Source organism: Hymenobacter sp. B1770, from assembly GCF_049896385.1.
In the GTDB taxonomy this organism is placed as follows: domain Bacteria; phylum Bacteroidota; class Bacteroidia; order Cytophagales; family Hymenobacteraceae; genus Hymenobacter.
Map to the genome: position 1 here is coordinate 340,138 of NZ_JAFCUF010000003.1, position 26,511 is coordinate 366,648.

Below are 26,511 nucleotides of genomic sequence, written 5' to 3' on the forward strand. Positions count from 1 at the left end.
GGTCTATTCCTCTACTGCGAGCCACCGCCGCGGCGGCCGCCACCATCTGGCCGGCCAGAGCCGCGCTCGCCGCGTGCGCCATCAGTGGGTTCGGCAGGAGCCACCACATTGCCGCTCCGGATGTTGTAAGTAAACATCAACATGAGGTAGCGCTGCAGAATGGTGGTTTGCACGTCTTCGTAGTAGGCCTCCGTCACGTTGCGCTGGATGGCGCGGTTCTGGCCCAATAGGTCGAAGGCGTACACCCGAATTTCGCCGCGCTGGCCGGGGAATACTTTTTTGCCCAGGCTGGCATTCCACAACACGTACTGCTGGTTGAAGCCCGCCGAGAGGCCCGAGTAAGCCTGGTGCACGAGGTCGGTCTGGAGGTTGATGCCCGGCCCGAAAATCCAGCCCAACCGAAAGCGGGTGACCTGCGCAAAGTAGTTGGTGTTGAGGCGCGCCTGCAGGGTGTTGCGCACAAAGTTCTGGCTCGAGGTGGTGGAAGCAGTGAAATCCAGGTTCGGGCTGATGTTGGAGCTGAGCGTGAGGCCAGCCCCGAACGAGGGCGTGCGGGCATAGTTAAGCCCCCCGTTCACGATGCCCGGCCGTTGGGTGAAGTTGGCGTTGGCGCTCAAGTTCACGTTGGTTTTGATGGCCGTAATGGGCCGGCCGTAGCTTACCAGCGAGCGCAGCGTGTATTCCTGGCTCAGGTTGGTGGGCTGGGTGAGCTGGCCGCCAGCGGGCAGGCGCACGGCGGGGGCGCCCTCGGGCACTACGGTGGTATCGCGGGCCGCCACCAGGGTCCGGTTGGAAATGGGGTCCTGGGTGAACGAGCCCGACAGCAGGGCGAAGAAATTGCTGGCCACTTCCGGGCTGGAGGCCGAATAGCGCAGGTTGCCCGAGTGCTGAAACTCCTGGCGCAGCGTCGGGTTGCCAATGGTCAGCTGCAGGGGGTTGGAATTGTTCACCACCGCCTGCAGCTGGTTCACGTTGGGCGGGCTGGTGCTGGTGCGGTAGTTGAACCGCAGGTTTTTCTGCCGCGTGAAGCGGTAGTTGACGTTGGCGTTGGGCAAAACATTCACGAAGGTGTAGCGCCCGATGCTGGGACGGGGGTATTGCGCGTCGCTGAACAGCTCGGCATACTGCCCCGATACGCCCACGCTGGCCTGGTACTTGGGGCCGTTGTGCCGGTAAGTCAGCCCGCCCGACTGCGTGAGGTAGTAGTTGTCGAACACGTTGCTCAGGCCCTGGTTGAGTTGGCGGGTGTCGCCCGTGAGCAGGTCGTAGGTGTATTTCTCGGAGCTGTTGGGGGCGTAGTTGATGGTGTAGTTGCCCTGCAGGATGTCGCTGCGGGTGAGGGCCTCCGTCAGCGACAGATTGCCACTGATGTTGCCGCCGTTTTGGTTGAGAGTGCTGGACTGGTTGAGGCTGTTGAGGGCCGAACCGGTGTCAACGGTGCGCAGTGCGTTGTTGCCGTCGCGTTGGCTGTAGCTGCCCCCGATGTTGAGGCTGGCCGTGCGGCCGGGCTTGGCAAAGCGGTGGCGCAGCAATAGGTCGCCGCCGGTGTTCAGGCCCACATTGTTGGAACCGTAGTTGCTCGTGATGCGACTTTGTTCCTCGCCGCTACGCCGCGTGACGCCGCCAATGTTAGTGGCGGCCTCGTTCTGCTGGTAGCTGAAGCGCGGCCGAAACAGCACGGAGGTGGCCGAGTCAATTTTGTGTTCCAGCCGCATGTTGAAGCGCTGGTTGGTGTTGAGGCTATTCTGGTTGTTGTTCTGGGAGTAGGTGGTGTTGGCTTGCTGGGGCAGCACGTATTGGCGTTGCGTGTTGCTGAGCAACGTGTTAGTGGCACGGTTGAAGAAATAGCTGGCCGACATGTCGGTCTTCTTGTTCCAGGAATTTGAGTAGTTCAGGCCCACCGCATTGGTGCGGGTGATGCCGCCGCTCTGGTTCACGAGGAAGTCTCCGGCATTACCGCCGTTGCCCCCGCCTCGGCCGCCCCGGCCCCCGCCGCCCTGGTTGGAGTTGCCCACCACGCCCAGCAGGTCGTCGGTGCCGAAGTTCTGCTCGTTCACATTGTTTGACTGGGCCAGCACCGAAATGCGCTGATTGCCCTTGAAGGTGTTCACGTTGCCGCTGGCTTTGTAGCGCTCCGTTCCCGCGCCGGCCAGCACCCGCCCAAACGTACCGTTGCGGAATTCCACCTTGGTCACGATGTTAATGGTCTTGGTGGTATTGCCGTCGTCGAAGCCCGAAAACCGGCTCTGCTCGCTGCGCTGGTCAAACACTTCTACTTTGTCCACCATTTCGGCGGGCAGGTTTCGGAGCACGGCATCGGGGTCGTTGCCAAAGAACTCTTTGCCATCGACCAACACGCGCTGCACAGCTTCGCCCTGGGCCTGCACCTTGCCGTCGGTGCCCACAGTCACGCCGGGCATCTTGGTGATAAGGTCTTGGGCATTGGCGTCGGGGTTGGTTTTGAAGGCCCTGGCGTTGAATTGGGTGGTGTCTCCCTTCTGGATCGATTGAGCAGCCTGACCCGTCACCACCACGCCCTTGAGCTGCACACCGCCGGTTTGCAGCCCCAGCAAGCCCAATTGCACGGGAGTGCCGTTCACCGCTACGGCCTGGCTCAGCTTCTGGTAGCCCACAAAGGAAGCATCAAGCACGTAGCGGCCAGGAGCCACGTTATCGAATTGAAAACGGCCCTCGGCGTCGGCAGCGGTGCCGGTTCGGACCGAGTCTGGCAAGCGAATGAGGAGCACATTGGCCCCGATAAGCGGTGACTGGTCTTTGCCATCGGCCACACGCCCGCTTACTGTGGTGGGTGCTGGTGCCTGGGCACGGGCCGCAGTTGTTCCAATCAATAAGAGAAACAAGAGGAAAGTAGAAAGCCGCATAGAACAAGAACTGGTAACACAAACGCTTCTGACTGCCGGTTGCAAGTCCGGGTTTAACCGTTAGTCAAGCGGGGTGCCACCAATTACCGCTTGCGTAGCAGCAACAACCCATCGCGCAGGGGCAGAAAAACCGGCTCTACCCGCGCGTCCTGGGCTACTTTATCGTTGAAAGCCCGCACGAAAGGAGTATCCTTATCGCCGCTCTTTAGCTCGTGCGTGGGCAGCACCTTGCCGCTCCACAGCACATTATCGACAATAAGCAACCCGCCCGGACGCACCTGCCCGATGACTGCCTCAAAATAAGCGTCATTGCTGCGCTTGTCGGCGTCAATAAAGACCAAGTCCCATTCTTCATCGACCAAGTCCGGCAAAACGTCGAGTGCAGCGCCGATGTGCAGCTGCACTTGCGCCGTGATGCCCGCCGCCGCTACGTAGCGCCGAATGCGGGCCTCTTTCTCCGGGTCAATCTCAATTGTGTGCAACATCCCATCTGCCGCCAGGCCCTCGGCCAGACAGAGCGTAGCGTAGCCACAAAAAGTGCCTATTTCCAGAACGCGGCGCGGCCGCATGAGCTGGCTTAGTAGGCTCAAAAACCGGCCTTGTACATGCCCGCTGCTCATTCGCGCCGTCATGGTTTGCAAGTGTGTTTCGCGGGTTAGCTGGGCCAGTAGCGGCGGCTCGGGGGCAGTGTGTAGCTCGGCGTAGGCTTGGATGGAGTCGGTTTCAGTCATTATAAATACAGTTAGCTAATCACAATGGTCTGTCATACTGAGCTGGCGAAGCATCTTACCCCTGCAGAACGAATCGTTCTAAACTGATAAGTTGCTTCGCCAGCTCAGTATGACAAACGGATGAGGCTAGCTTCAGATTATTGGCCGAAGTCGAAACACAAATACATTAAATCCCGACTTGCCGGGCCCGTAGCTGGAATCCACAATCTGATACAGGCCTTCGTATCGGTACACATCGGCGCCGCCATCCTCGGCCGGCACCTTGCGCAGTACGCGCACGGGCTGGCCGGTTTCCTGGCTTTTCAAAAGGGCCAGATTAGTGCCAACAGCGACTTGGTCAGTCAGCTGATGGCCGGATTTGGCGTCCCGCCCGCCGTTGCCGGCGTAACGAATTTCATCTTCGTCAAACACATCGTCTTCGTACTGCCCGGCCAGCACGATGCTCTCGGCCCCGAGCTGCTGGGTGCCGCAAACGCCGGCGCGCCGCGGCCGGTGTAGGCCGCTAAAGGCCAGCTCTATCCGATTACGAAACGTGTCGCCGGGCCGGTAGCTGCCCACGTGCCCGAACACCGGCTGGTTCATTCGCTTCTCTTGCCCTGCGGCACGTACTGCAGCACGCTCAGGTGCTCCTCAGTTAGCACTTCGTTGGCCATCTGGCGCAGCTCGGCAGCCGAAATACGCTCGATTTTCTCAAAAATCTCGCTTAACGGCTCCACGCGGCCCAAATCCAGGGTGCTTTTGCCCAGGAGCTGCATCAGGCCGCTGTTGCTTTCCTCGCTCATGGCGAGCTGCCCCATGAGCTGGTGCTTGGCCACGTGCAGCTGGTTGGTGGTCAGCAACTTTTCGCGCAGCAGCTTCAGCTCCTTTTGCACTAAGCCGAGCGTGCGCTTTACCTGTTTGCCTTCGGTGCCAAAGTAGATGCCGAATAGGCCGGTGTCGGTGTAGGGCGAGTAGGTGCTGTCGATGGTATACACAAGGCCGTATTTCTCGCGCACGGCCAGGTTCAGGCGCGAGTTCATGCCGGGGCCGCCCAGAATGTTGTTCAGCATGAAAAACGGGATGCGGCGCTCGTCCCCAATTGAGTAGGCCGGGCCGCCCACCAGGCAATGCGCCTGGGTGATTGGCCGGGTTTCGACCTGTAGCTTGCGTTGGTAGCTGCCCACCGGCTGGCGCACCCGCGGGCCAAGCCGGGCCGGAAGCGGCGCCAGAAACTTATCGGCCAGTCGCTTCACTTCCTTGAATGGCAGGTTGCTTACCGAGCTGAAGACCAGCCGGTCGGTGCGCATCTGCTCCTGCAAAAAAGCGTGAAAGTCGGCGCTCTGGAAGCGGCTCACGCTCTCACGAGTGCCCAGAATGTTAACCCCCAACGGATGGTCGCCAAACACCACCGTATCGAAGTCATCGATGATGGCGTCCTCTGGGGCATCCTGGTACATGCTCATTTCTTCCAGAATCACACCCCGCTCCTTCTCCACCTCGCGGCCGGGAAAGATGGAGTGGAAGGTGAGGTCCGTCAGCAGCTCAAACGCGCGCTCGAAGTGCGTGCTGAGCAAGGCCGCGTAAAAGCAGATTTTTTCCTTGGTGGTATAGGCGTTCAGCTCGCCGCCCACGGTTTCGAGGCGGTTGAGAATATGAAACGACTTGCGCTTTTCAGTGCCTTTGAAGGCCATGTGCTCCCAGAAGTGGGCCAAGCCCTGCTGGTGAGGAGCTTCATCGCGCGAACCGATGTCGAGCAGGAAGCCGCAATGCGCAATCTTGGTATGCAGTACCTGCTTGTGCAGCAAGCGGATACCGTTTGGATATTCGTAAATTTCGTAGTCAGGCATAAGAAGTACAAAGGTACTTGGGCCAGTGAACAATTATCACTGAACAGTTAACGGTAAACAATTAGTCGTTAACAATCCAAAGCCGGACTTGACTGTTCACTGAAAATTGTTAGCTGTTAACTGACTCAAGCAGCTGTCCTACCTCAATGGTATGCGCGCACTGAAAGTGCCCGAGCGGGCAGGCTCCGTGCCCGTGCAGGCCGCAGGGCTTGCAGGGCAGCGGCACTTTCGTTTGAACCACGTACGAAACCGGCGAGAGCGGCCCAAATCCAAATTCGGGCACCGTGCTGCAAAACACCGCCGTCACGGGAGCGCCCACGGCCGAGCACAGGTGCATGGGAGCCGAGTCGTTCACGTAGTTCATCACCGCCCCGCGCATGAGCGCCGCCGAGGCCAGCAAACTCAAATGACCGGCCAGGCTCTGCACATTTTCCCGGCCACTGGCGCTGGCCAAGCGCTCGCAGGACGCCACATCGGGCGGACCGCCCACCAGATACACCCGCAGGTTAGCGGGCAACGCGGCAAGCAGTTCCAGCCATTTTTCTTCCGGATACTGCTTCGTGAACCACACCGAGGTGGGCGCCACGCACACAAAGGGCCCGGCCGCCACCAAAGGCGCTGCCGTAGCCTCATCGGCTGTCGAGGGATAGAGCCGGGGCACCGCCGCATGTGGCGTGGCCCCCAGCAGGTGCAGGTTGCGGGTCACTTCGTGAGTACCATCGCCGATGCGGTGCGGCACACGCTGCGTAAAAAATCGGCTCAGCGGGTTCTTGGCGAAGCCGACCCGCTCGGGAGCCCGCGAGAAAGCCGTCAGAAAACCTGTACTGGCAAACCGCTGCAAGGTCACGACCCGGCCGTAGCCCGTGGCTCGAATTTGCCGCAGTAGCTGCCACAGCGCGGCGTATTTGCGGTGCTTCTTGTCCCAAATCAGCACCTGACGTACGTGGGGATGGCCGGCCAGCAGCCCTTCGTTGCCGCGCCGTACCAGCACATCCACAGGGGTGCTGGGCTCGGTCTGGTGCAGGTATTCCAGCAGCGCCGTCATCAGAATGACATCGCCGATGAAAGCGGTTTGAATAAGTAGCGTGGCGGGCGGAGCAGTGGGCATAAACGAACTACGTAAGTAAGCCAGTCGGCATTCCTCCTCTTGACATTTCATCTCAAAAGGAATAAGGCCGCCGCAACGCACCCGGGGCACGTGGCGACGGCCTTATTGCAGGCCAAGCACTTGGCGCTGGCTAGGTTAGTTGGGCGGGGCGGTTGATTACCTCTTCCAGCGAAATCAGGGTTTCGGTGCGCTCAATGCCGTCGATGGGCTGAATCCGGTCGTGGAGCACGTCGCGCAAGTGTTGCGTGTCGCGGCACACCAGGCGGGCAAATACGCCGTAGGCTCCGGTAGTAAAATGAATGCTTACCACCTCCGGAATATCGCGCAGTTGATGCACTACACTGGTGTAGACCGAGCTTTTAAGCAGGTAAATGCCAAGAAAGGCATTTACGCCATAGCCCAGCTTTTGATAGTCGATGCGAAGTGTTGCCCCTTGCACAATTCCAATCTCTTCGAGTCGGGCCATGCGCACATGCACGGTGCCCCCCGATACATTCACTTTGCGAGCAATTTCGGTATAAGGCATTTTGGCATCCTGAATGAGCAAATTCAGGATATTGCGGTCGGTATCATCAAGTTCGTAATTGCGAGCCATTTTTTGCAGAAAAGAATTACAGGGAACACAAAATTAGTTGGTAAAAATTAAATTTATTGCAAAGCTTCTAGCAAAGACAGCAATAATTTGCATCAAGCGAGTTGTACTCTTACATTTGTTACAATCCAAGGCAGACAACCGCATGAGAATGTAGGAAGTGTCGCAAACGAATATGCTGGTCATTCAGTCGCTTCGTTAGTCACTTTTATTGAAAGGAATTATTCCTTTTCACTACGGCTGTGGTTAGAAACGGAGGAGAAGAGGGGAAAACGGGGCAGCGCATCTGGGTGGGTGCGCGCCTCACATTAGTAGGAGGCGGCCTCTGGGTGGAGGCCGCCTCTTCGTGTTTTAAGCTGATTAGGAAGTAGTTGGATTGATTGAGGCCCGAAAAGCCGTCATGGGCTAGCGTGTGGCCACCGGAGCCTGCTGCCCGCGGAACTGCTTTAATCCGGCTTCCAGAAACGCACTGAACTGGGCCACATTGGGCTCATAGGCAATTGGCGTTACCAAGGGTTTGCCATTTGCATCGTCCGGGTCAATAATCACATAGTACGGTTGGGCATTAAAGCCATAACGCGTGACCTGTAAATCAGCGTTTTGCTTGCCTAAGGTGGTTTTTAGCTGCTTGTCGCGCGGCGACGTGTACCACTCGCTTTTCGGCAGTTCTGCTTTGTCGTCGACGTACAAAGCTACTACTACGTAGTCGTTGCGCAGGCGCTCCAGCACCTGCGGGTCACTCCACACGGTTGCTTCCATCTTGCGGCAATTGACGCAGGCATGCCCGGTGAAATCAATAAAAATGGGCTTGTTCTGCTGGCGCGCACAGCGTTTAGCTTGTTCCAGGTCGAAGAAGCCGTCGATGTTGTGGGGCAGTTCGAGAAACTCACCAAAACGAGGCGGCTCGCAGAGGGCACTGGCAGACTGCCGGGCGGGCGTAGCGGAGACATTGGTGGCCGTGGCCAGCGAGAAATCGCGCTTGGTCTGGGGGGGCAGGTAGCCGGCCAGCAGCGGCAGCGGCGCCCCAAACAGGCCCGGCACTAGATACACGGTGAAGGAAAAGGCAAGCACAGCCATCAGCAAGCGGCCCACGCTGAGGTGGTCGAGCGGCGAGTCGTGCGAGAGGCGAAACTTGCCCAGCAGGTAGAAGCCCAGCAGCGCCGAAAGCACAATCCAGAGCACAATGTACACGTCGCGGTCGAGCAGATGCCAGTGATAAGCCAGGTCGGCCGTGCTCAGGAATTTGAGAGCCAGCATAAGCTCCACAAAGCCCAGCGTCACCTTCACTGTATTGAGCCAGCCGCCCGAACGGGGCAGGCTTTTCAGCCACGAAGGAAAAATGGCAAACAGCGTAAACGGCAGCGCGAACGCCAGCGAGAAGCCCAGCATGCCCACAATGGGCGTAATTCGCTCGCCGCGGGCTGCCAAACTCAGAATGCTGCCCACGATGGGTGCCGTGCACGAAAACGACACCACCACCAGCGTGAGAGCCATGAAGAAGATGCCCGCCCACCCGCCTTTGTCGGCCTGGGTGTCCACGGTGTTCACAATGGTGTGGGGCAGCGTAATTTCAAACAAGCCCAAAAACGAAAGCCCGAACACCACGAATACCACAAAGAAAAGGATGTTTGGCAGCCAATGCGTGCTGATGAGATTGGGGCCGTCTTCGCCCAGCAGCGCTGACACCAGCACCCCCACCAGCACATAGATGCCGATGATGCTGGCTCCGTACACCAGCGCCTTCAGGATGCCGCGCTGGCGGCTGTCGTTGCCGCTTGTGAACAGCGAAACCGTCATGGGCACCATGGGAAATACGCAGGGCGTAACCAGCGCCGCCAGGCCGAACGTGAACGCCAGCAACGCGAAGGCCCAGAGCCCCCCGGCTTCGTTCACGGGGTCGTTTGCCGGCCCGGCCACGGCTGGCGCTGCGGCGGCTACCGGAACCTTGGGGTCTTCGCTGGGCACGACATCGCCGGGCAAAACCGGCGCAGCAGCCAGTGTCGAAGCAGAGTCGGTGGGTGCCGGGAGCGTGGCGCTTGGGGTAGCTGGCTTGGCTGGAGTACCGGCTGAACTCGCGGCCCCCACAGGGGCGCTGGCAGTTGGCGAAGCACCGGGTTGAGCCGCTGTCGCACTGGTGGACGGAGCAAGGCTACCCGTTACGGCCACCGGGCCAAAGCTCAAGGTTTCGTTGCCGGGCACGCAGCGGCCGTCGACGTTGGTGCAGCTTTGGTAGTCGGCTTCGGCGATGATGGTGAGCGGGCCTGGTTGCAGCACGCGGATGCGCTGGCGCAGCTGGCCGGTTTTTTCCCAAAAAGCGACTTCGCCTTTAAAAACTTCGTCCTGCTCGTGGTGCGATTTAATGGACTGCAGCTTGCCCACCAAGGCATAGGCTGGGCTGGGCTTGAAAGCCAAGGTGAATACCACAGGCCCTACTTCGTCGCTAAAATCAGAGGCATACAGGTGCCATTTATCGTCGATGCGGGCATTCACAACTACCTCAATCTCCTCCCCTACCTTGGCGCTGGGCTGGCTCAAGGCCGTGCTCAGGTGGGTGGGCTTGAGAATCTGAGCAGTAGCCGGGGCGACCACGCACAACCAGAGCAACAATAACTTAACCATCAAAAAAAACTTCATAACTGCAAACCAGAAGGCCGCTGTATTGTGTTACCTCTCCATCATGAAGAAGGCTCGCGCGCCGGAATCCGTTCCCGCCACTTCACAGGCATTGACGGCAATCCCGACCCTTCCTTACATGTGCTTTCTTTTACAAAATAAGGCTCTCCGTACCACAAACTGGCGGCCGGAAAGTTCAGCGGCCCAACTAGCCGCGCTAATCTCCGTACTTTTGATATAAATAAGGCTCCCAGACCGACCGTGTCGCGGGAGCCATTCACATGGGTTTAAAAATATTATTTACCGTTTTACTTGTTTTAGTAAACGGATTTTTCGTGGCCGCCGAATTCGCGCTGGTCAAAGTGCGCGTTTCGCAGATAGAACTGCGCGCCAAAGAAGGAAACAAGCTGGCCAAGCTCACCCTGAGCATTTTACAGGACCTGGAAGCTTACTTGTCGGCCTCTCAACTGGGCATTACGCTGGCCTCGCTGGGGCTGGGTTGGATAGGCGAAAGCGTGGTGGCCTCCATCATTCTGGCCGCCGTGCACGCCCTCGGCTTGAACGTGACGCCTGAGTTGGCCCACCAAATTGCGCTGCCCACCTCGTTTGCTACCATCACGGTACTGCACATTGTTATTGGCGAGCAGGCACCTAAAATGTTGGCTATTCAGCGGCCCGAGGCGCTCAGCATAGCTATTGCTCTGCCGTTGCGCATATTCTACGTTGTGAGTTTTCCCTTTATCTGGGTTCTCAACAAGCTCTCGGGCATGACGCTGCGTCTGATTGGGGTAGACTCGGTGCACGGCAGCGACGCCCACACGTCCGACGAGTTGCGCATGCTGCTGGACCAAAGCAAGGAAAGCGGCGAGATTCAGGACTCGGAGCACGAGCTGATTGAGAACGTGTTTCAGTTCAACGACCGCATGGTGAAGCAGATTATGGTGCCCCGCACCAAGCTTTCGGCCCTGGACGTGAACGCCCCCGCCGACCAGATTCTCGACATCGTTTTCAACGAAGGTTATTCGCGCATGCCCGTTTTCGAGGGCAACATCGACAACATCGTGGGCGTGCTCAACGTGAAGGACCTGCTGCCCATCATCAGCCGACAAGAGCCCGTAGAACTGGCCCGTATCATGCGCCCGCCGTACTTCGTGCCCGAAACCAAGAAAATCAACCGCTTGCTGCGCCAGTTTCAGCGCAAGCACATCGTGATGGCCATTGTGAGCGACGAATTCGGCGGCGTGTCGGGCATCGTCACCATCGAGGACATTATGGAGGAGCTGGTAGGCGAAATCCAGGACGAGTACGACAACGAAGTGCCCGTAGTGGAGAAGGTGAACGAGGAGGAATACCGCGTGAACCCTGCCACCCCCATCTCTGACGCCAACGAGTACCTCCCCTTCCCCCTGCCTGAGGGCGAAGACTACGAAACCGTCGGCGGCCTGCTCAACGTCATCTACGGGAGCATCCCGGAAGTGGGCGACGTGGCCGTGCTCGACCCCTATGAGTTCCGGGTGCTGCAGCGCTCCCGCCGCGCCGTGGAGCTGGTGCAGCTGCGCGTTACCACCATCGAAGAGCGGGCCGAGCCGCGCGGCGATTTGGGCCACGAGCTATAGCCCGAGCAACGCACCTGCCTTGCCCTTGGGCGTGGCGCCTAGCCACTCGTTTTCGGGGTGCAATGGGCAGATAGAAGGAAGGCTGCATGTACTGGTTACACTCCTTCTACCAGGATGCCGAAGCCATCCATCAAGGCCCGAAAATATACGCTCAGTATTGCGCCGCCGCCCAGTAGCAATAAAAAAATCGCTACTAGTGACCCTCCCAAACCACCGCCAAAGACCGCTAGACTGGCAATGGGAAAGGCTAGAGCTGAAAGTGCTACGCCAGCCAACGTGATAAGCAAGTACCTGGTGGCACGCCTATTATCACCGATATAAAATAAGTGGGCACCGAAAAAACCCAGCAGCACGGCCAGCGCAAACGCTACGCCTCTGCGGGCGTAGCGCACCGGCGGGTCGGGTTCCTGCTGGCCAGCGGCATTCGCCAAGCGCTTACTCAGCATCGCATGCTGCTTTAGTAGCAGCGTTTTCCTTGGTCCCGAGGCTACTGCAGAGGTGCTTCGTGTCTTATGAGCCGGCCGTGTTCTGGAAGTAGTAAGAAAAGCTTTTTTGCGAACTTGCGCTTCAACCTTTTCAGCTAAATGCACTGGTACTGAACTCGTGGACCTGTTCACTATCTCCGGTGCCACGACTATAGCCTGTGATGTAACGGCGCCAGCTTGAAAATGGTAGCTGGCACGCTGGCAGCTACCCATAAGCCCTGGCAGCACGAGAAATAAAAGCACCCAGATTTTGCGAAAAAAGCAGGACATGGAGTCGTAGGTAGAAGTTAACGGCGCGAAGCATAGCGGCCGTTGATGACTCACATTGTGCGGCAAGTGTTGCAAACTGTGTTGAGAATTATCGAGAACCGGGCACCGAGGCTGCTACGCGTCTTTTTATCGAAACCAGCTGGCGTAGGCTTGGTAATTGGTGGCCGTGCGCTTTAGTCCTTCGCGCTGCTCGTCCGTCACCGGCTTGATTTTTTTAGCAGGCACGCCGGCGTATAGGTACCCAGGCTCGCACACAAAATTTTCCAGCACCACAGCCCCGGCTGCGATGATGCAGCCACTGCCCACCACGGCATGGTCCATCACAATAGCGCCCATGCCAATGAGCACGTCGTCTTCCACGGTGCAGCCGTGCACAAGGGCGCGATGCCCGATGCTGACGCGGCTGCCGATGGTGAGCGGCGCTTTCTGGTAGGTGCAGTGCAGCACCGCCCCGTCCTGAATATTGGTTTCCTCGCCGATACGAATTCGATGGACGTCGCCACGAATCACGGCGGTAAACCAAACGGTGCAGCCCCGGCCCAACACTACGTCGCCCACGATGGTGGCATTGTCAGCAATGAAGCAGTCAGACGGAATTTGGGGGTGAATGCCGTGAACAGGAAGGATGAGAGCGGGCATATTTTTCAGGGAGCAGGGAGCAGGGAGCAGGGAGCAGGGAGCAGGGAGCAGGGAGCAAAAGAACGTCATGCTGAGCTTGCCGAAGCATCTCTACCGCGTAAGTAATTATTTACTCTCGTGGTAGAGATGCTTCGGCAAGCTCAGCATGACCGTCTTCTGAAAGATAATACCCCATTAAGCCTTCAACAGTCGCTTCCAGGTGCCTTTCTCCCAGTTGTATTTCAGCGTGCTGGGCAGCGCCTGCCAGAAGTACTTGCTAGTCTCCACCGCGAAGCTGGGCTGCATGTAGCAATTAATTGTGCAGCCCTCGCAGGCGGGCAGGCGGCCTTCAAGCGCCGCCAGACGCTGCGTTTCCGGCGCATTGTAAAGCTCAAACAAACCACCCTCTATTGGAAACTTGTGTTCGCCGAGGTGGTAGCACGGCAGCACCAGCTCGTTGCTGGGCGAGATAACCAGCGTGGTGCTGGCGGCCCGGCACACGGGCGCGGCCACGTGGTTGCCGCCATCGCGCCGCAGCTGAATGAAGGCCTCGTTCAGGTACACGCCTTTGCGCTTGCCGAAGGCCGAGAGATAGTCCAGTTCCTCGGGGGTGAGCTGCTCGCCGGTTTCCACGTCGCCGTATTCGAAGGCGGGGTTGAGAATCAGCACCAAGCCGTTGGGCCGGGCAATATCGCGGTACACGGCCTCCAAATCCTGTAGATTCTTGCGGAATACAGTGAAGAGGATGTCTGGTCGCTCACCCAACTCTTTGGCCACGCGGATGCTTTCGAGCACGAAGTCGTAGCAAGCCACGCCCCGGCCCAGGTCGTGCGTGTCGCGGTCGGCCGAGTCGAGCGAGAAGTGCAGCATGTCGACCAGCCCGCGCAGCTTCTCGGCATTTTTGGGGTAGAGCAGGCCGTTGGTGGTGACGGTGGTGATGAACCCCATTTGCCGGGCCATCCCCAGAAACTCGGGCAGCTGCCGGTGCAGCAGCGGCTCGCCGCCCGTGAAGTCAATCACCGACACCCCCAAGCGCTTGAGGTCGCGCAGGTTCTGGGTCACGTCTTCCAGCGTGATGTAGGGCGAGGGTTTCTCCCAGATGTCGCAAAACGCGCACTTCGCATTGCAGCGGTACGTGACGTAGTAATTGCAGAGTACGGGATGCTTGACGAGGCGCATGAGCAGTAGCGCGAACTTTTAGTCCGTGCACAGGGGTTGTTTTTCCAAACGCGGACTGAAAGTTCGCGCTACAAAGCTAATGCGGCAGCTTCCCCCAGGCACTGGGGTCCCACTGGGTGGGCGTTGCGGCCAGCACCTCGGCAGTAGCCTCGCCGTAGTGCTCCTGGTAGTAGTTGCAAAAGCCCTTTAGCGGGCAGCGCGGGCAGTTGGGACGCAGAAAGAAGCAGATTTGCTGCCCGTGCCAGTAGTTGTGTTTGTGAAAGTTGAACAGCGTCTCGGCATCGGCAGGCAGCAGGGCCAGCAGCACGGCGTGAGCTTTCTCTACCGATACTTTGGGTCCTAGAAAACCCACCCGCTGCGCTACGCGGTGCACGTGCGCATCCACGGGCATCACCGGCTTGTGGTAGTTGAAAAGCAAGAGCAGCGAAGCCGTTTTGAGGCCGATACCGGGGATGTCGGTTAGCCAGTCCATGGCGCGTTCCACCGGCCACTCTCTTAGGAAGTCCAGGTCAAACGGCCCGCCTGTTTCGGCCTGAATACGGCGCAGAATCTCCTGGATGCGCGGCGCCTGTGTATCGGGCCAGCGTGTGGTCCGGATGGCGTGGGCCAGTTCGGGCGTGGGAGCCGCCAGCACGCCGGGCCAGTCGCCAAAGGTTTCGAGCATGCGGTTGTAGGCCAGCTCCTCGTCGGCGTGCGTGGTGCGGTGCGAGAGGATGGTCGACACCAACTCGCGCATGGGGGTGCGCCGCGGCTCGGGCGGCAAGTGACCGTAGAAGTAGTCCAAGATGACGTGGTCGGCCCAGGCTTTCTCAGCGGCGGGCGAGGCGTAGGTAGCGTCGGGTGCGGGCATGAGCGGTTGTACCGCTTGCCATGGAGCAAAGTTGTGCTTAAGCCTAGGCTGAACAGGAAATACAATAAAAAAACCGGCCGCCAAACTGGCGGCCGGTTTCTTATGCTTGGTATGCTGCGGTATAGGCAGCATTTTGGGTTTTACAACTGACCGCGCTTGGCGGCTTTCTGCATCTTCTCGTTGGCGAAGATGGCGACTTCTACGCGACGGTTGGCAGCTTTGCCCGCAGCCGTCGTGTTGTCGCTTACTGGCTGACTCGAGCCATAACCGGTGGAGGTGATGCGGCTAGCCTCAACACCTTGCGACGTGATTTCGTTGGCCACTGCGCGGGCGCGACGCTCCGAGAGGGGCTGGTTGATGGCATCCGAGCCGGAGCTGTCGGTGTGGCCCTCAATTACCACGTTGGTATCGGCGTACTTCTTGAGTGTAGCCGCCACCTGGTCGATGTTGCCAGCAGCATCAGGGGTCAGCGAGGCCGAGTTGGTGTTGAATAGGATGCCCGAAGCAAAGGTGATTTTGATGCCTTCGCCTACGCGCTCTACCGTGGCGCCTTCCAGGTCGCGGCGCAGCTCGGCAGCTGCTTTGTCCATTTTGCGGCCGATGAGGGCACCAGCCGTACCGCCTACGGCAGCACCAATGATGGCACCTTTGGCAGTGCCCGACTTGCCGCCAATAACGCGGCCGGCAACGCCGCCCGCTACTGCACCACCCAAGCCGCCAATGATGCCGCCCTTAAGGGTTTTGCTCATGGTGCCTTTGGGGCGCTCGGTGCCAACAGTAGAGGTCTGAGCCTGCGCGAAGGTACTTACCAACAGCAGCATAGCCAGCAGGAAGGTGAATGACGAACGAAAGAATTTCATGATTGAAAAAGGGTTTAGGAGTAGGGGTTAGCCAGGTTAAATCCGCGACGTATGCAACGGGCCGGCAAGTACGCCATTTGCAACCACCTTGCCAAACTCGCCAAGTTGAACGCTGCCCCCCGCCCGCCGGACGCCAGCACAAACTCGATTAACCACAAAAAACGACCCTGCTGGTGTGGCAGGGTCGTTTTGCTAGGTTGCTTCGGGTGGTCTACCCAAAAAATTAATTCTTCTTGTTGCGGTACTCATTATACCGAGCAGGGTCTTTTTTCTTGTCGCGCTTGCGGCCCAATAAGCCTCCGCCCACAGCGCCAGCGGCGGCGCCAATGACGGCGCCTTTGCCGCCACCGAGTACAGCACCCGTTACAGCCCCTGCGCCACCGCCTACGGCCGCGCCCTTGGCTTTATTGCTCCAGCCTTTCTTGGGGGTAGGCTGGGTCTGGGCCTGGGCAACGGAGCCAGCCAGCAGCATAAACGAAAAGACCAGCAGGAAAAATACCTTGAGATTTTGCATAACGATTACAAATGAAAGGTTGACAAACAACCCAGATTAAACGCAGACGCTACGCAGCGAGTTGTGGGGCCCTGTCGTTTTGCTGACTATCAGCCAATAAGGCTCAAACAAAAAAGGCCGCCTGGAAAGGCGGCCTTTTCAAAGGTTTTATTCTGCTACCTCAGACTGCACAGCGCAGCTTTCGGCCAGACGAAATATTCAGATTACAAGCGGCCTTCTTCGGCAGCTTTCTTCATCTTTTCGTTAGCATAGATTGCAACTTCTACGCGACGGTTGGCCTGCTTGCCTTCGGCAGTCGAGTTATCGGCTACGGGCTGCGACGAGCCGTAGCCCTGCGTGGTTACGCGGCTAGAAGCCACGCCTTTGGCAATAGCCGATGTGGCCACGGCCTGGGCCCGACGCTCCGACAGCGGCTGGTTGATGGCGTCGGAACCGGTGTTGTCGGTGTGGCCTTCAATCAGCACGTTGGTGTCGGGGTACTTCTGCAGCACAGCGGCCATCTTGGTGATGTCAGCTTCGGAAGCTGGACGCAGGTTGGCCGAATTGCTGTCGAACAAGATGCCCGAATCAAAAGTGATTTTGATGCCTTCGCCCACACGCTCTACGCGGGCATCTTTCATGTCGCGCTGCAGGTCTTCGGCAGCTTTATCCATTTTGCGGCCAATGATGGCACCCGTGGCACCACCGGCGGCAGCTCCTACGATGGCGCCAATGGCCGTGCCCTTGCCCCCGCCAATAACCCGGCCCAGGATAGCGCCGGCGGCGGCGCCGGTACCAGCGCCAATAAGGCCGCCTTTTTTAGTTTTGCTCATGCCCTCATTGCGGGCACCAGTTCCGTTGTTCGTGGAGAGGTCAGGTTGCGTGGTAGTGCCGGTTTGTCGCGACGATGCGCAGGAGCTAAACAACAGCACGAAGGCCATCAGCACAGTAAGAAGAGATTTGGAGGTGTTCATGTGAAAATGAAAATTGGTGAGGATGTTTCGGGCCTTATACGGGAAAAACCCGTTCCGGTAACGGATACGGGCTTTTCAAGAAGTGTGCCGAAAAAAATAAAATTCAGCCCACGCTTTAATGTGCTTTAAATGAGGTGCGTCGGGCTTCGCGCTGCTCGGGCACGGGAGCGGCTGCGGGCTGCAACATGCCCAACAAATTGGCCAAACGCTGCTTCAACTCGCGGCGGTCCACGATAAAATCGAGAAAACCGTGCTCAAGCACAAACTCGGCGCTTTGGAAGCCTTTGGGCAAATCTTTGCCAATGGTTTCTTTGATGACGCGCGGGCCGGCAAAGCCGATGAGCGCGCCCGGCTCAGCAATGTTAAAATCGCCGAGCATAGCAAACGAGGCCGTGACGCCGCCCGTGGTGGGGTCGGTGAGCAGGCTTACGTAGGGCACTCCGGCTTCCGAGAGCAGGGCCAGTTTGGCCGACGTTTTGGCCATTTGCATCAGCGAGTAGCCGGCTTCCATCATGCGGGCACCGCCCGAACGCGAAATCATCAGAAACGGCGTGCGGGTTTGGCGGGCATAGTCGATGGCGCGAGCAATTTTTTCGCCCACCACCGAGCCCATCGAGCCGCCGATGAACTTAAAATCCATGGCGGCCACCACCAGCGGCTGGCCCGCCGACAAGCCGTGGGCTGTGCGCACAGCATCTTTCAGGCCGGTATTGTGCTCGGTGGCAGCAAGGCGCTTGGGATATTCTTTGGTGTCAACAAAGCGGAGCGGGTCGCCCGAGGTCAGGGCGGCGTCCAGCTCTTCGAACTGGCCGCCGTCGAAGAGGAACTCGAAATAGTCGACCGCGTCGATGCGGTCGTGGTAGTTGCAGGCCCCGCACACGGACAGCAGTCGCTTGTGCTCGGCCATGGTAACCACGGCCTTACACTCCTGGCACTTGTGCCAGAGGCCGTCGGGGGTCTCCTTTTTTTGGTCGGTAGGGGTGACGATGCCTTTTTCTACGCGCTTGAACCAGGACATATATGAGAGGGTGCTTATAGCTGGAAGCTAGTAGTTCGAATTGAAACTGTAAGGTCAAAAGTAAGGGATTGTCAGGCTTGCGAAAGAAAAAAGCTGACCGCAACCTAAGCAGCCGGTTGCTTTCCGCAACTCTGGCCGTTGCTACGCCAACGTAATGGAGGGGTCAAGGTATACGTCCTGGATGGCATTTAGCAGGGACACTCCCTCAGCGAAAGGCCGCTGGAAGGCTTTGCGGCCCGATATCAGGCCCTGCCCCCCGGCGCGCTTGTTAACGATGGCCGTTCTTACCACTGCGTCCAAGTCACCGTCGCCAAGGCTCTCACCGCCTGAATTAATAAGGCCGATTCGGCCGGCATAGCAGTTCAGCACCTGGTAGCGGGTGAGGTCAATGGGGTGGTCGGTGCTGAGCTGGTCGTACATGGCCGGCACGCTCTTGCCAAACTTCAGCGTGTTGAAGCCCCCGTTATTCTCGGGCAGCTTCTGCTTGATGATGTCGGCCCCCATGGTCACGCCCAGGTGGTTGGCCTGGCCGGTGAGGTCGCCGGCTACGTGAAAATCTTTTTGGGCAGTTTTGAAGGCATTGTTGCGGGTGTAGCACCACAGCACGGTGGCCATGCCCAGCGAATGAGCCTCCTCAAAGGCGGCCGCTACTTCCACGATTTCGCGGTTGCTGTCCTCGGAGCCAAAGTACACGGTGGCCCCCACGGCGGTGGCGCCCATGTCCCAGGCTTGCCGCACCGAGCCAAACATGATTTGGTCGAACTTATTGGGGTAGCTCAGCAATTCGTTGTGGTTGATTTTCACCAGGAACGGAATTTTATGAGCATACTTGCGAGCCACGCTGCCAAAGGTGCCAAAGGTGGTGGCTACGGCATTGCAGCCGCCTTCAATGGCCAGCTTCAGAATGTTTTCCGGGTCGAAATACATTGGGTTCGGGCCGAACGAGGCGCCCGCGGTGTGCTCTATGCCCTGGTCGACCGGCAGGATGCTGACGTAGCCGGTGCCGCCCAACCGCCCGTGGCCGTAAAGCGCGCCCAGGCTGCGCAGCACTTGCGGCGTACGGCCGCCGGGCACAAAGCAGCGGTCCAGAAAATCGGGGCCGGGCGCGTGAAGCAAGTCTTTGCTTACTGCGCATTGGTGCGCCAGCAAGGCTTCGTTTTCAGCGCTCAGGGTCAGGGTGGAGGCCATTCGAAAAGAGCAGGTTGGGTGGGTTTGGACGGGTAGTAGCGCGGCGGGAAGGTGGGCAAAGATAGCCGGAAAAACACTGGATATATTGGGCTTAAACCGGGATGGCAACGGGCTGGTTGACTTCAAAAAAACAGTGCGTTCCTGGCCCCGGCCTGCCCGCCCTGCTGGCCGGGCGCCTGAGCTGCGCCGGCTTTTAGCCACCAAGCCAAGCAGTGAGCAGCTAACGGAGGAAGTACGTAGTGGCCGAAACTTCGTTAAGCGCTACCTTGCTACACGAATGCGGCCGGGTGGTCCGGCCGCTGATGGTCCGGCCTTTCGCCTTCTTTACTTCCGTGAAAAACTTCTCTCCTGCCCTTCTGGCTTTGTCGCTGCTGGCGGCCCCCGTGCTCAATAGCTGCGTGACGGCCAAGAAATACGACGACCTGAGCGCCCGCCAGAAGGCCGATGCCGATGGCAAAGCCGCCGCCGAGCGCCAGTACCGCGGCGCCACCGCCGAGCTGCAAAAAGCTACCGACGAGCTGGCCCAGCTGCGCCTTACCCAAAAGCGCCTCGTGAACGACTCGGCCGAAACCGGTGCCGCCTACCGCAAAACCCGTGGCCTCTACAATGAGCTCAACAACAGCTACGACAAGCTGCTCAAAAACAGCGACCGGGAACTGGCCAACAAATCTTCGGACTACAACAAAGTAGCCAAAGACCTGGCCCGCCGCGAAGCCGAGCTGGGCGAGCTCGACACCAACCTCCAAAAAAGCAAAGCCGAAAACGACCGCCTCGCCGCCGACCTCAAGGTGCGCGAAGCCCGCCTCACGGAGCTCACCAAGGCCCTGGCCGAGAAAGATAAGGCCGTAAACGACCTGCGCACCCGCGTAAGCAAGGCCCTGCTCAGCTTCAACTCCAGCGACTTGCAGGTGAAGCTAAAGGACGGCAAGGTGTACGTGTCGCTTTCCGAGCAGCTGCTGTTTAAGTCGGGCTCGACCAAAGTGGACCCCAAGGGCCAGGAAGCCCTGAAGCAGCTCGCCACCGTGCTGCAGGAGCAGAAAGACGTGAACGTGGTGGTGGAAGGCCACACCGACAACGTCCCCATTACGCGAGGCACCGCCGGCCTCACCGACAACTGGGACCTGAGCACCCTGCGCGCCACCGAAATTGCCCGCCTGCTCACCAGCGGCGGCGTGGCGCCGGAGCGCGTGACGGCCTCGGGCCGCGGCCAATTCGTGCCCGTGGCGAGCAACGACACGCCCCAGAACAAGGCCATGAACCGTCGTACCGAAATCATCCTCACCCCCAAGCTCGACGACCTGTTTCAAATTCTGGACACCAACTCTTCGAGCAAGGCAGCCGCGGCACCGGTAGGGAAGTAAAAACGCATTCCTTCTTGTAGGTAAACAACAATCCCCAGCCGGTAATACTGGCTGGGGATTCTGCTTTTAGACGAATGACAAACTCATGCAACCAGCTAATAATTAATGCTCAGAGCATTTAAGATTGTCGCAATATATTTACATAAAACTAGTTAAAATGGCCGCCACGAATCGGCGTTCCCTGCTTTAGCCGCCATACCTACTTTTCACTTCGCCATGCGTCCATCTCTACTTATTAGCAGCTTGGTTATTCTCTTTGCTTGGTTAGGCAACCTGCCAATTGCCAAAGCCTCCCACTTGCTGGGCGCTGAGCTTGTTTACGAATACATTGGCACCACCGCTTCTCCCAATCGATACCGTATTTCGGCTTACGTCGTCAACGACATTAATTCCCTTGTAAGTGACTACTCGTTTTTTTTAACTTGTGGGAAAAATGAGTGCGGCAACACCCAGCCAGGCAGCTTTACCGCTTTTCTTCTGCGCACTCGTACGCTACCGGCGCCCATACCCCAATGCGTGGGGCAAGCTGGTCTTATTGCTTACCAAACGCGGGTGATTGAGGGAGAGGTGGATTTACCGCCGGCCCGTTGGACGCTGAGCATCAACGCCGAAAATCGTCGCCCGGGCATTAGCAACCTTCCGCAATCCGTTGACCAATCCGTCTACGTTGCCGCCACGCTGGATAACTCCACGGGCTTGACCAACTCCTCCCCAAAATTCACTTCTCACTATCTGATACAGCTAATTGGAAACCAGCCCCAACGCCATAGTTGGAGCACCTTCGACAGCGAAGGCGACTCGCTGACTTATGAATTGGTGCGCCCCCAGTCCAAAGCCAACCCAGCGCAAGCCTGCGGGGCATTGGCCGTCGGCAGCACCATAGCCCCGCATTTCGACGTGAATGCAGGCACCGGCGAATTGCTGACGCGCCCAATACCGGTGCAGCAAGGCATTTTTAGCGTCGCGGTCGCAGTGAATGAGTACCGGCGCGTGAATGGCACCTGGCAACAAATAGGGCAAATCAACCGGGATATGATTTACCAAGCCGGCAGCGGCAGCAACCAGGTGCCGGTATTTAGCCGGGTTGCGTTCAGCAACAACCCCACCGGCCAGCTGCTGGGCCAAACCATCAGGGCGAGCCAGGGCCAAACTGTCGTGCTCAATGTCACCGCGACCGACCCCGACGCCGGGCAAACGGTCCTGCTTTTCAGCGAGGCGACCGGCGCAGTCCCGGGAGTGACGTTCCAAGCCCAGGGCAACGGGCAGGGCCAGCTGAGCTGGCAGGTGCCCGCAGGGCTCCCAACGGGGCGCTACGTCCTCACCGTAATGGCTGTTGATGACGCGTGCCCGGGCAAAGGCGTAACCACCCAAGTCATTTCATTTCTGGTTTCGCCGCTACAACCCTTGGCCAGCCGGGAACGCCAGCCGTTGGCGCAAGGGCCGTATCCGATGCCCTTTCGGGAAGAAGTCCGGTTTCAGCTTACTGAGAAAGGCAGCCAGCCGGTGGTGATTCTTGATGAGCTAGGGCGCACTGTGGCGCAACTCCTGAGTGCGGCCGATGGCAGCATCAGCTGGCGCCCGGCCAACACCTTGCCTGCGGGCCTCTACTTCGCCCGCAACCTGGGCGGCACGCAAGTGGCTCGCTTGGCTTATGCTGGCCAGTAAGTCCCTATCCGCATAGGCCCTGAAAAACGGTCGTCATGTCGAGCACAGCCAAGGCATGACGACCTATTTGGATAGGTTCTAAGAACATTCCTGCGCTGCCCTAGATTTCATTATTTGAATTGTAGCCAATAAAAAAGCCAGTCCCGAAACAGGAGCTGGCTTTTTTCAAAAATCAGAAACTGTTCTTTTACAGGGTGAAGTTCACTCGGGCGAAGTAGTAGCCGCCGTTGAAGCCAAACTGGTTGGCGTTGTACACAAAGCGGTTGCGGTTGGTGTTGTCGAGGCTGGCGTTGTAGCTCGTGGCTGGGTCCACCGAGAAGTTGTTGGGGTCGTTGCGGGGGTGCAGGCGGAACTTGTCGGGATATACGTCAAACAGGTTGTTGACTCCCAGCGTGATGCCGACTTGCTTGAGCACCTGGGCGTTGACGGACAGGTCGGTAATCCACTTGGCTGAGAAGGTCTGGTCGACGAGCGTTTCGCGGGCTGGATCGGCATCGCGAAACTTCACCTCACCGAAGCGCACCGTACGGGCCTCAATGCCGAAGATGCCGTGGTTGAAGTTGGCACCCAGGTTAATCTTGTTGCGGGGCTGGGCCGTTTCGATGCGCGTGCGCTGCTGGCGGTCAAAGAGGGTGTTTTGCAGGCGCGGGTCAGCGTCGATGGTGGTCGACGACGTATTGACGCTCTGCACTTGGGTTTCGGTAAAGTTAGCCGCCACGATGAGGTTCAAACGGGTATTAGGCCCCAGCGTGAGCCGCTCGTTGGCCACCACGTCGATGCCGCGGGTGCGGGTGTTGATGGCATTGGCAAAAAACTGCACCCGGCTCACGTCGGGCTGGGTGGCCAGAATCTGGTCGACGGTGGTAACCGGGGGAGTGCCCAGCGCATTGGTTTTGGCAAACTGCGACGAGAGCACAATCCGGTCATCGATGTCAATCTGGTAGGCATCCACGGTCAGGGTGATGGTTTGGGCCACGCGGGCTGTGACGCCCAAGCTGTAGTTCACCGATTTTTCCTGTTTCAGGCTGCCCACGCCGAAGCCCCGCTGGGTGGGGTTATCGAAGCTGTTGCGCACGATGGGGTTGTCGTTGTTCACGGTGAGCACTTGGTTGGCGATGCCGCTTATAAACTGGGTGCTGGTGTTGGTAAAATAGCGCTGCTGCAGCGAGGGTGCCCGGAAGCCGTTGCCCACCGAGCCCCGGATGGCCAGGCCGTCCAGGATGCTGAAGCGGCCGGCCACTTGCCCACTCACGTTCGAGCCAAAATCGCTGTAGTTTTCGGCGCGGCCGGCCACGCGCAGCAGCAGCTTTTCAGTCACGTCGCTTTCCAGGTCCACGTAGCCGGCCACGTTCGAGCGCGACCGGTCCACTTCATCCTGGGGCTGGTAGCCAGGAAACACCTGAGAACCCGAAGCCGTGGGCGCCCCGGTGGGGTTGGCCGCGGTCACGTTGATGCGGCGGCCGCCGTTGATGTAGGAATTGGGCTCGCCGGCTTCCGTCTGGAACCGGTCGACGCGGTACTCGCCGCCGAAAGCTACGTTCAGGGTTGCCAACGGGCCTATTTCGGTGAATTTGCGCGACAAGCCCAGGTTGGTCGTGTTCTGGCTAAAGCTGATGGCTCCGGCGTAGAACTCGGTCTGGTTGCGGATGCCCGGTCCCTGCGGCAGCGAGGCATTCACGGTGTTGCTGATGTCGAATCGCAGCTCGTTGCGGCCGTAGGTGTTGCTCAGGTCGGCAGCGAAGCCCCCAATGGTGGCCCGCAAACCGGTAATGGCCGACTGGTCGTTGATGGTGGTGTTGATAAACGGCAAGAAGCCGTTGGGGAAGATGGTTAGGTCGCTTTGCGCTGGCTGGTTGGGCAAACGGTAGAAACCGGCGGCCTTGCCCGTGCGGCGCGTTACCCCACCCGATACATAGGCTTCGACGCCCCCGCCAAGGCGGTAAGCGGCGTTGACAAAGCCGCCCAGGTTGCGCGAATCAGAGTTGCCCACGCGCATGTTCTTGCGGTCGAAGCCCCGTTCCCGCACCAACTGGTCGTCTTGCGCCTTCAGGTCGCGGCGGGCCTGCTCGGTGTTGGCACTGGCGGGGTAGTTGCCGCCGTTGCCGCCTAAGTACATGAGCGGGGCGGTGTCTTCAAACGTGCGGTTGGTGTAGCCGCGGTTCAAGAACTGCCCGCTCACGTCGAGGTAGCCCCGGCCACCCAGGCCAATGCCCACGTTGGCATCGGCCTGAAATACCTGGCCATCGCCTGCGTAATGCTGGCCGCCCGTGGCACTGGCCGTAACGCCGGTGGAGTCGTCTTTCAGTTGGATGTTGATAACACCGGCGATGGCATCGGAGCCGTAGAGGGCAGCGGCGCCTTCGCGCAGCACCTCAATGCGCTTGATGGAAGCTAGGGGAATTACGTTCAGGTCGGTGCCCACCGAGCCGCGGCCCACGGTGCCGTTGATGTTCACCAGCGCCGAGCTATGGCGGCGCTTGCCGTTCACGAGCACCAGCACCTGGTCAGGGCCAAGGCCGCGCAGGCTGGCTGGGTCCACGTGGTCGGTGCCATCGGAGATGGTTTGCCGCGACGATTGAAACGAGGGCGCCGCGTAGGTGAGCACCTGCGAAACGTCGACTTGAGCAAAAGCCTTGATTTCGCGGGCTGAAATCACGTCGACCGGGGCCGTGGTCAGGATATTAGAGCGACCCTCGGTGGCGCGCGAGCCGGTCACCACTACTTCGTTCAGGTCCTGGGCGGCGGCCACCAGGCGCACGTCGATGCTGGTACGGCCGTTCACTGGTATTTGCTGAGAGGCAAAGCCAATGGCCTGCACGGTTAGCGTGGCGTTGGGTGCTACTGAAAGCGAAAATTCCCCGTTGCCGCCGCTGGAGGTGCCGTTGGCAGTACCGCGCTCCAGCACCGTAGAGCCGGGCAGGGCCTCTCCTGCAGTACCCACTACCCGTCCGGTCACAGTTATTTTCTGAGCCTGTGCGGCCAGTCCCGTCAGGACTAACAGCAGAATTAGTAAAAGATTTTTCATACAAAAAGTGGTTGAATTAATATAAGTGAAAGAAGTTAGGCACTAACACTGCCAGCACCAGACTAACTGCTTCAGATAATCTTAGGCGAAGACCTCTGTAGGCGTTGGCCTGGCGATTTTCAAAAAATGTACAAGGGGATAGCCAAAATGGCCAATTACAGCGTGCAGTAACAACAGCAGCTGAACTCGCTAACGCGATAAAGACGCAGAAAGAAGGCGACAAACGGTAGCATAGAGATGTGTGCTTATCACAAGCTTACAATACGCTGGCTGAATTTACAACTAACTGCCTGTGTGCTTTAGCTTCCGCCCCCAATAGCCGGCGTTGCGCCGGCAGAAATCAAGCACCTATTTCAGGCGATAGACCAGGCCCAGACGCAGAATTCGCGCGTACACTTCGGAGTTTGCCCCCTTGAGGCCACTCTGGTAATTAAGCAAGCCATAGGAATAGCTGGCGTTGGCTCCTAGTTGGTGGTACCACACCGTGATGTCGGCGCGCAGGCGGCCGTCGAGGCGGTACTCGTCGCTGCGGGAAAAGTTGGTAGCCCAAGGTTCGCTGCCGTTATAGGTGCCGCTGCCTTTTTCACGTAGCCCGTAGATGTAGGCCAGCTCTGGTCCAGCCAAAATATCTACTTCAACCAAGCTACCTTTTATGCGGTGGCCCAAGCCCAAAAAGGCTGTTAGGTTTTTGCTTTGCAGTGCCGCGCTTCCGTCGGCGCTATACGTTCCTATAAAGGAGCTATACATCGACGGCGAATAGAGCAGCCGGTTGACATTGGTTCGGCTCCGGAGCCATTCGTATCCCAGGTCAAACGTCAGTAAGCCGTTGCGTGAACCTACGCGCTGCACCCGCCCGCCCAGTGCCAAGCCCATACCCACCCGGCTGCCGTAGGGGTCATTCACGTAACCTTCGCCACCAGCGCCATTGCCCTGATACAGAACAAAAGAGTTGCTTGCTGCATCTCGGCCTCCAAACCTAAACAGCCCTAGCCCCGCCCTACCAGCAATTTCAACGTGTTGGGCAGCTACTGGAGCAGCCAACGCCAGTAGCGGCAAAAGCATAAAGCATTTTTTCATGGGGAAATGGGTAAGGCGAGAGCAGTAGAGCCATCTGTTCGCAGATGACCGGCCAGCGAGTGCAAAGGTTGTACTGACTG

Annotated in this window: 21 protein-coding genes; 3 read left to right on the forward strand and 18 right to left on the reverse strand. The window is 58.7% G+C overall.

Annotation, left to right across the window (positions count from 1 at the left end; genetic code table 11):
* Positions 1-11 precede the first annotated feature (11 nt).
* The 7 genes from ACP7AJ_RS08255 to ACP7AJ_RS08285 form a co-directional block, all read right to left on the reverse strand.
* Entirely contained in the window at positions 12-2,861 is a 2,850-nt protein-coding gene (locus ACP7AJ_RS08255; protein WP_426059714.1) for an outer membrane beta-barrel protein, read from the reverse strand.
* 104 nt (positions 2,862-2,965) lie between these two features.
* Positions 2,966-3,613 carry an O-methyltransferase gene (locus tag ACP7AJ_RS08260; protein WP_426059715.1) on the reverse strand — a complete coding sequence of 216 codons (648 nt, stop codon included), beginning with the start codon at positions 3,611-3,613 and terminating at the stop codon, positions 2,966-2,968.
* A gap of 132 nt (positions 3,614-3,745) precedes the next feature.
* Positions 3,746-4,195: a YDG/SRA domain-containing protein gene (locus ACP7AJ_RS08265; RefSeq protein WP_426059716.1), complete on the reverse strand. Its 450-nt coding sequence runs from the start codon at positions 4,193-4,195 to the stop codon at positions 3,746-3,748.
* The gene (locus ACP7AJ_RS08270; RefSeq protein WP_426059717.1) at positions 4,192-5,439 is read right to left on the reverse strand and encodes a M16 family metallopeptidase; all 1,248 of its coding nucleotides are present in this window, start codon (positions 5,437-5,439) and stop codon (positions 4,192-4,194) included. Before ACP7AJ_RS08270 ends, ACP7AJ_RS08265 begins: the two co-directional genes overlap by 4 nt.
* A gap of 109 nt (positions 5,440-5,548) precedes the next feature.
* Complete coding sequence (locus tag ACP7AJ_RS08275; protein WP_426059718.1) at positions 5,549-6,547, reverse strand: glycosyltransferase family 9 protein; 999 nt, start codon at positions 6,545-6,547, stop codon at positions 5,549-5,551.
* 130 nt (positions 6,548-6,677) lie between these two features.
* Positions 6,678-7,142, reverse strand: coding sequence for an Lrp/AsnC ligand binding domain-containing protein (locus ACP7AJ_RS08280; RefSeq protein ID WP_092677037.1), 465 nt, complete (start codon positions 7,140-7,142; stop codon positions 6,678-6,680).
* A 402-nt stretch (positions 7,143-7,544) separates the two neighbouring features.
* On the reverse strand, positions 7,545-9,758 hold the full coding sequence (locus ACP7AJ_RS08285) for a cytochrome c biogenesis protein CcdA (RefSeq protein ID WP_426059719.1): 2,214 nt from the start codon (positions 9,756-9,758) through the stop codon (positions 7,545-7,547).
* A 275-nt stretch (positions 9,759-10,033) separates the two neighbouring features.
* On the opposite strand from ACP7AJ_RS08285, the gene ACP7AJ_RS08290 reads away from it, so the two are divergent.
* The gene (locus ACP7AJ_RS08290) at positions 10,034-11,368 is read left to right on the forward strand and encodes a hemolysin family protein (RefSeq protein ID WP_426059720.1); all 1,335 of its coding nucleotides are present in this window, start codon (positions 10,034-10,036) and stop codon (positions 11,366-11,368) included.
* A gap of 95 nt (positions 11,369-11,463) precedes the next feature.
* Here ACP7AJ_RS08290 and ACP7AJ_RS08295 read toward each other — a convergent pair whose 3' ends face one another.
* The 9 genes from ACP7AJ_RS08295 to ACP7AJ_RS08335 form a co-directional block, all read right to left on the reverse strand.
* Complete coding sequence (locus ACP7AJ_RS08295) at positions 11,464-12,123, reverse strand: NINE protein (protein ID WP_426059721.1); 660 nt, start codon at positions 12,121-12,123, stop codon at positions 11,464-11,466.
* A 126-nt stretch (positions 12,124-12,249) separates the two neighbouring features.
* Positions 12,250-12,762, reverse strand: a complete 513-nt coding sequence (locus ACP7AJ_RS08300) for a gamma carbonic anhydrase family protein (RefSeq protein WP_426059722.1) — start codon at positions 12,760-12,762, stop codon at positions 12,250-12,252.
* 174 nt (positions 12,763-12,936) lie between these two features.
* The gene (locus ACP7AJ_RS08305) at positions 12,937-13,920 is read right to left on the reverse strand and encodes a radical SAM protein (RefSeq protein WP_426059723.1); all 984 of its coding nucleotides are present in this window, start codon (positions 13,918-13,920) and stop codon (positions 12,937-12,939) included.
* Between the two features lie 76 nt (positions 13,921-13,996).
* On the reverse strand, positions 13,997-14,770 hold the full coding sequence (locus ACP7AJ_RS08310) for an endonuclease III domain-containing protein (RefSeq protein WP_426059724.1): 774 nt from the start codon (positions 14,768-14,770) through the stop codon (positions 13,997-13,999).
* Positions 14,771-14,910: 140 nt separating this feature from the next.
* Entirely contained in the window at positions 14,911-15,630 is a 720-nt protein-coding gene (locus ACP7AJ_RS08315; RefSeq protein ID WP_426059725.1) for an OmpA family protein, read from the reverse strand.
* Between the two features lie 223 nt (positions 15,631-15,853).
* Entirely contained in the window at positions 15,854-16,144 is a 291-nt protein-coding gene (locus tag ACP7AJ_RS08320) for a YMGG-like glycine zipper-containing protein (RefSeq protein ID WP_426059726.1), read from the reverse strand.
* 203 nt (positions 16,145-16,347) lie between these two features.
* Positions 16,348-17,097, reverse strand: a complete 750-nt coding sequence (locus ACP7AJ_RS08325; RefSeq protein WP_426059727.1) for an OmpA family protein — start codon at positions 17,095-17,097, stop codon at positions 16,348-16,350.
* A 115-nt stretch (positions 17,098-17,212) separates the two neighbouring features.
* Positions 17,213-18,115, reverse strand: coding sequence for an acetyl-CoA carboxylase, carboxyltransferase subunit beta (gene accD / locus ACP7AJ_RS08330; RefSeq protein WP_426059728.1), 903 nt, complete (start codon positions 18,113-18,115; stop codon positions 17,213-17,215).
* A gap of 141 nt (positions 18,116-18,256) precedes the next feature.
* Positions 18,257-19,303, reverse strand: coding sequence for a class I fructose-bisphosphate aldolase (locus tag ACP7AJ_RS08335; protein ID WP_426059729.1), 1,047 nt, complete (start codon positions 19,301-19,303; stop codon positions 18,257-18,259).
* A 332-nt stretch (positions 19,304-19,635) separates the two neighbouring features.
* Here ACP7AJ_RS08335 and ACP7AJ_RS08340 point away from each other — a divergent pair, with 332 nt between their 5' ends.
* Entirely contained in the window at positions 19,636-20,664 is a 1,029-nt protein-coding gene (locus tag ACP7AJ_RS08340) for an OmpA family protein (RefSeq protein ID WP_426059730.1), read from the forward strand.
* Positions 20,665-20,880: 216 nt separating this feature from the next.
* Positions 20,881-22,329: a hypothetical protein gene (locus ACP7AJ_RS08345; RefSeq protein WP_426059731.1), complete on the forward strand. Its 1,449-nt coding sequence runs from the start codon at positions 20,881-20,883 to the stop codon at positions 22,327-22,329.
* 187 nt (positions 22,330-22,516) lie between these two features.
* Here the strand turns inward: ACP7AJ_RS08345 and ACP7AJ_RS08350 are convergent, their stop codons facing one another.
* Both ACP7AJ_RS08350 and ACP7AJ_RS08355 read right to left on the reverse strand, forming a co-directional pair.
* Positions 22,517-25,354 carry a TonB-dependent receptor gene (locus ACP7AJ_RS08350; protein ID WP_426059733.1) on the reverse strand — a complete coding sequence of 946 codons (2,838 nt, stop codon included), beginning with the start codon at positions 25,352-25,354 and terminating at the stop codon, positions 22,517-22,519.
* 348 nt (positions 25,355-25,702) lie between these two features.
* Positions 25,703-26,431 carry a hypothetical protein gene (locus tag ACP7AJ_RS08355; RefSeq protein WP_426059734.1) on the reverse strand — a complete coding sequence of 243 codons (729 nt, stop codon included), beginning with the start codon at positions 26,429-26,431 and terminating at the stop codon, positions 25,703-25,705.
* Positions 26,432-26,511: the final 80 nt, after the last annotated feature.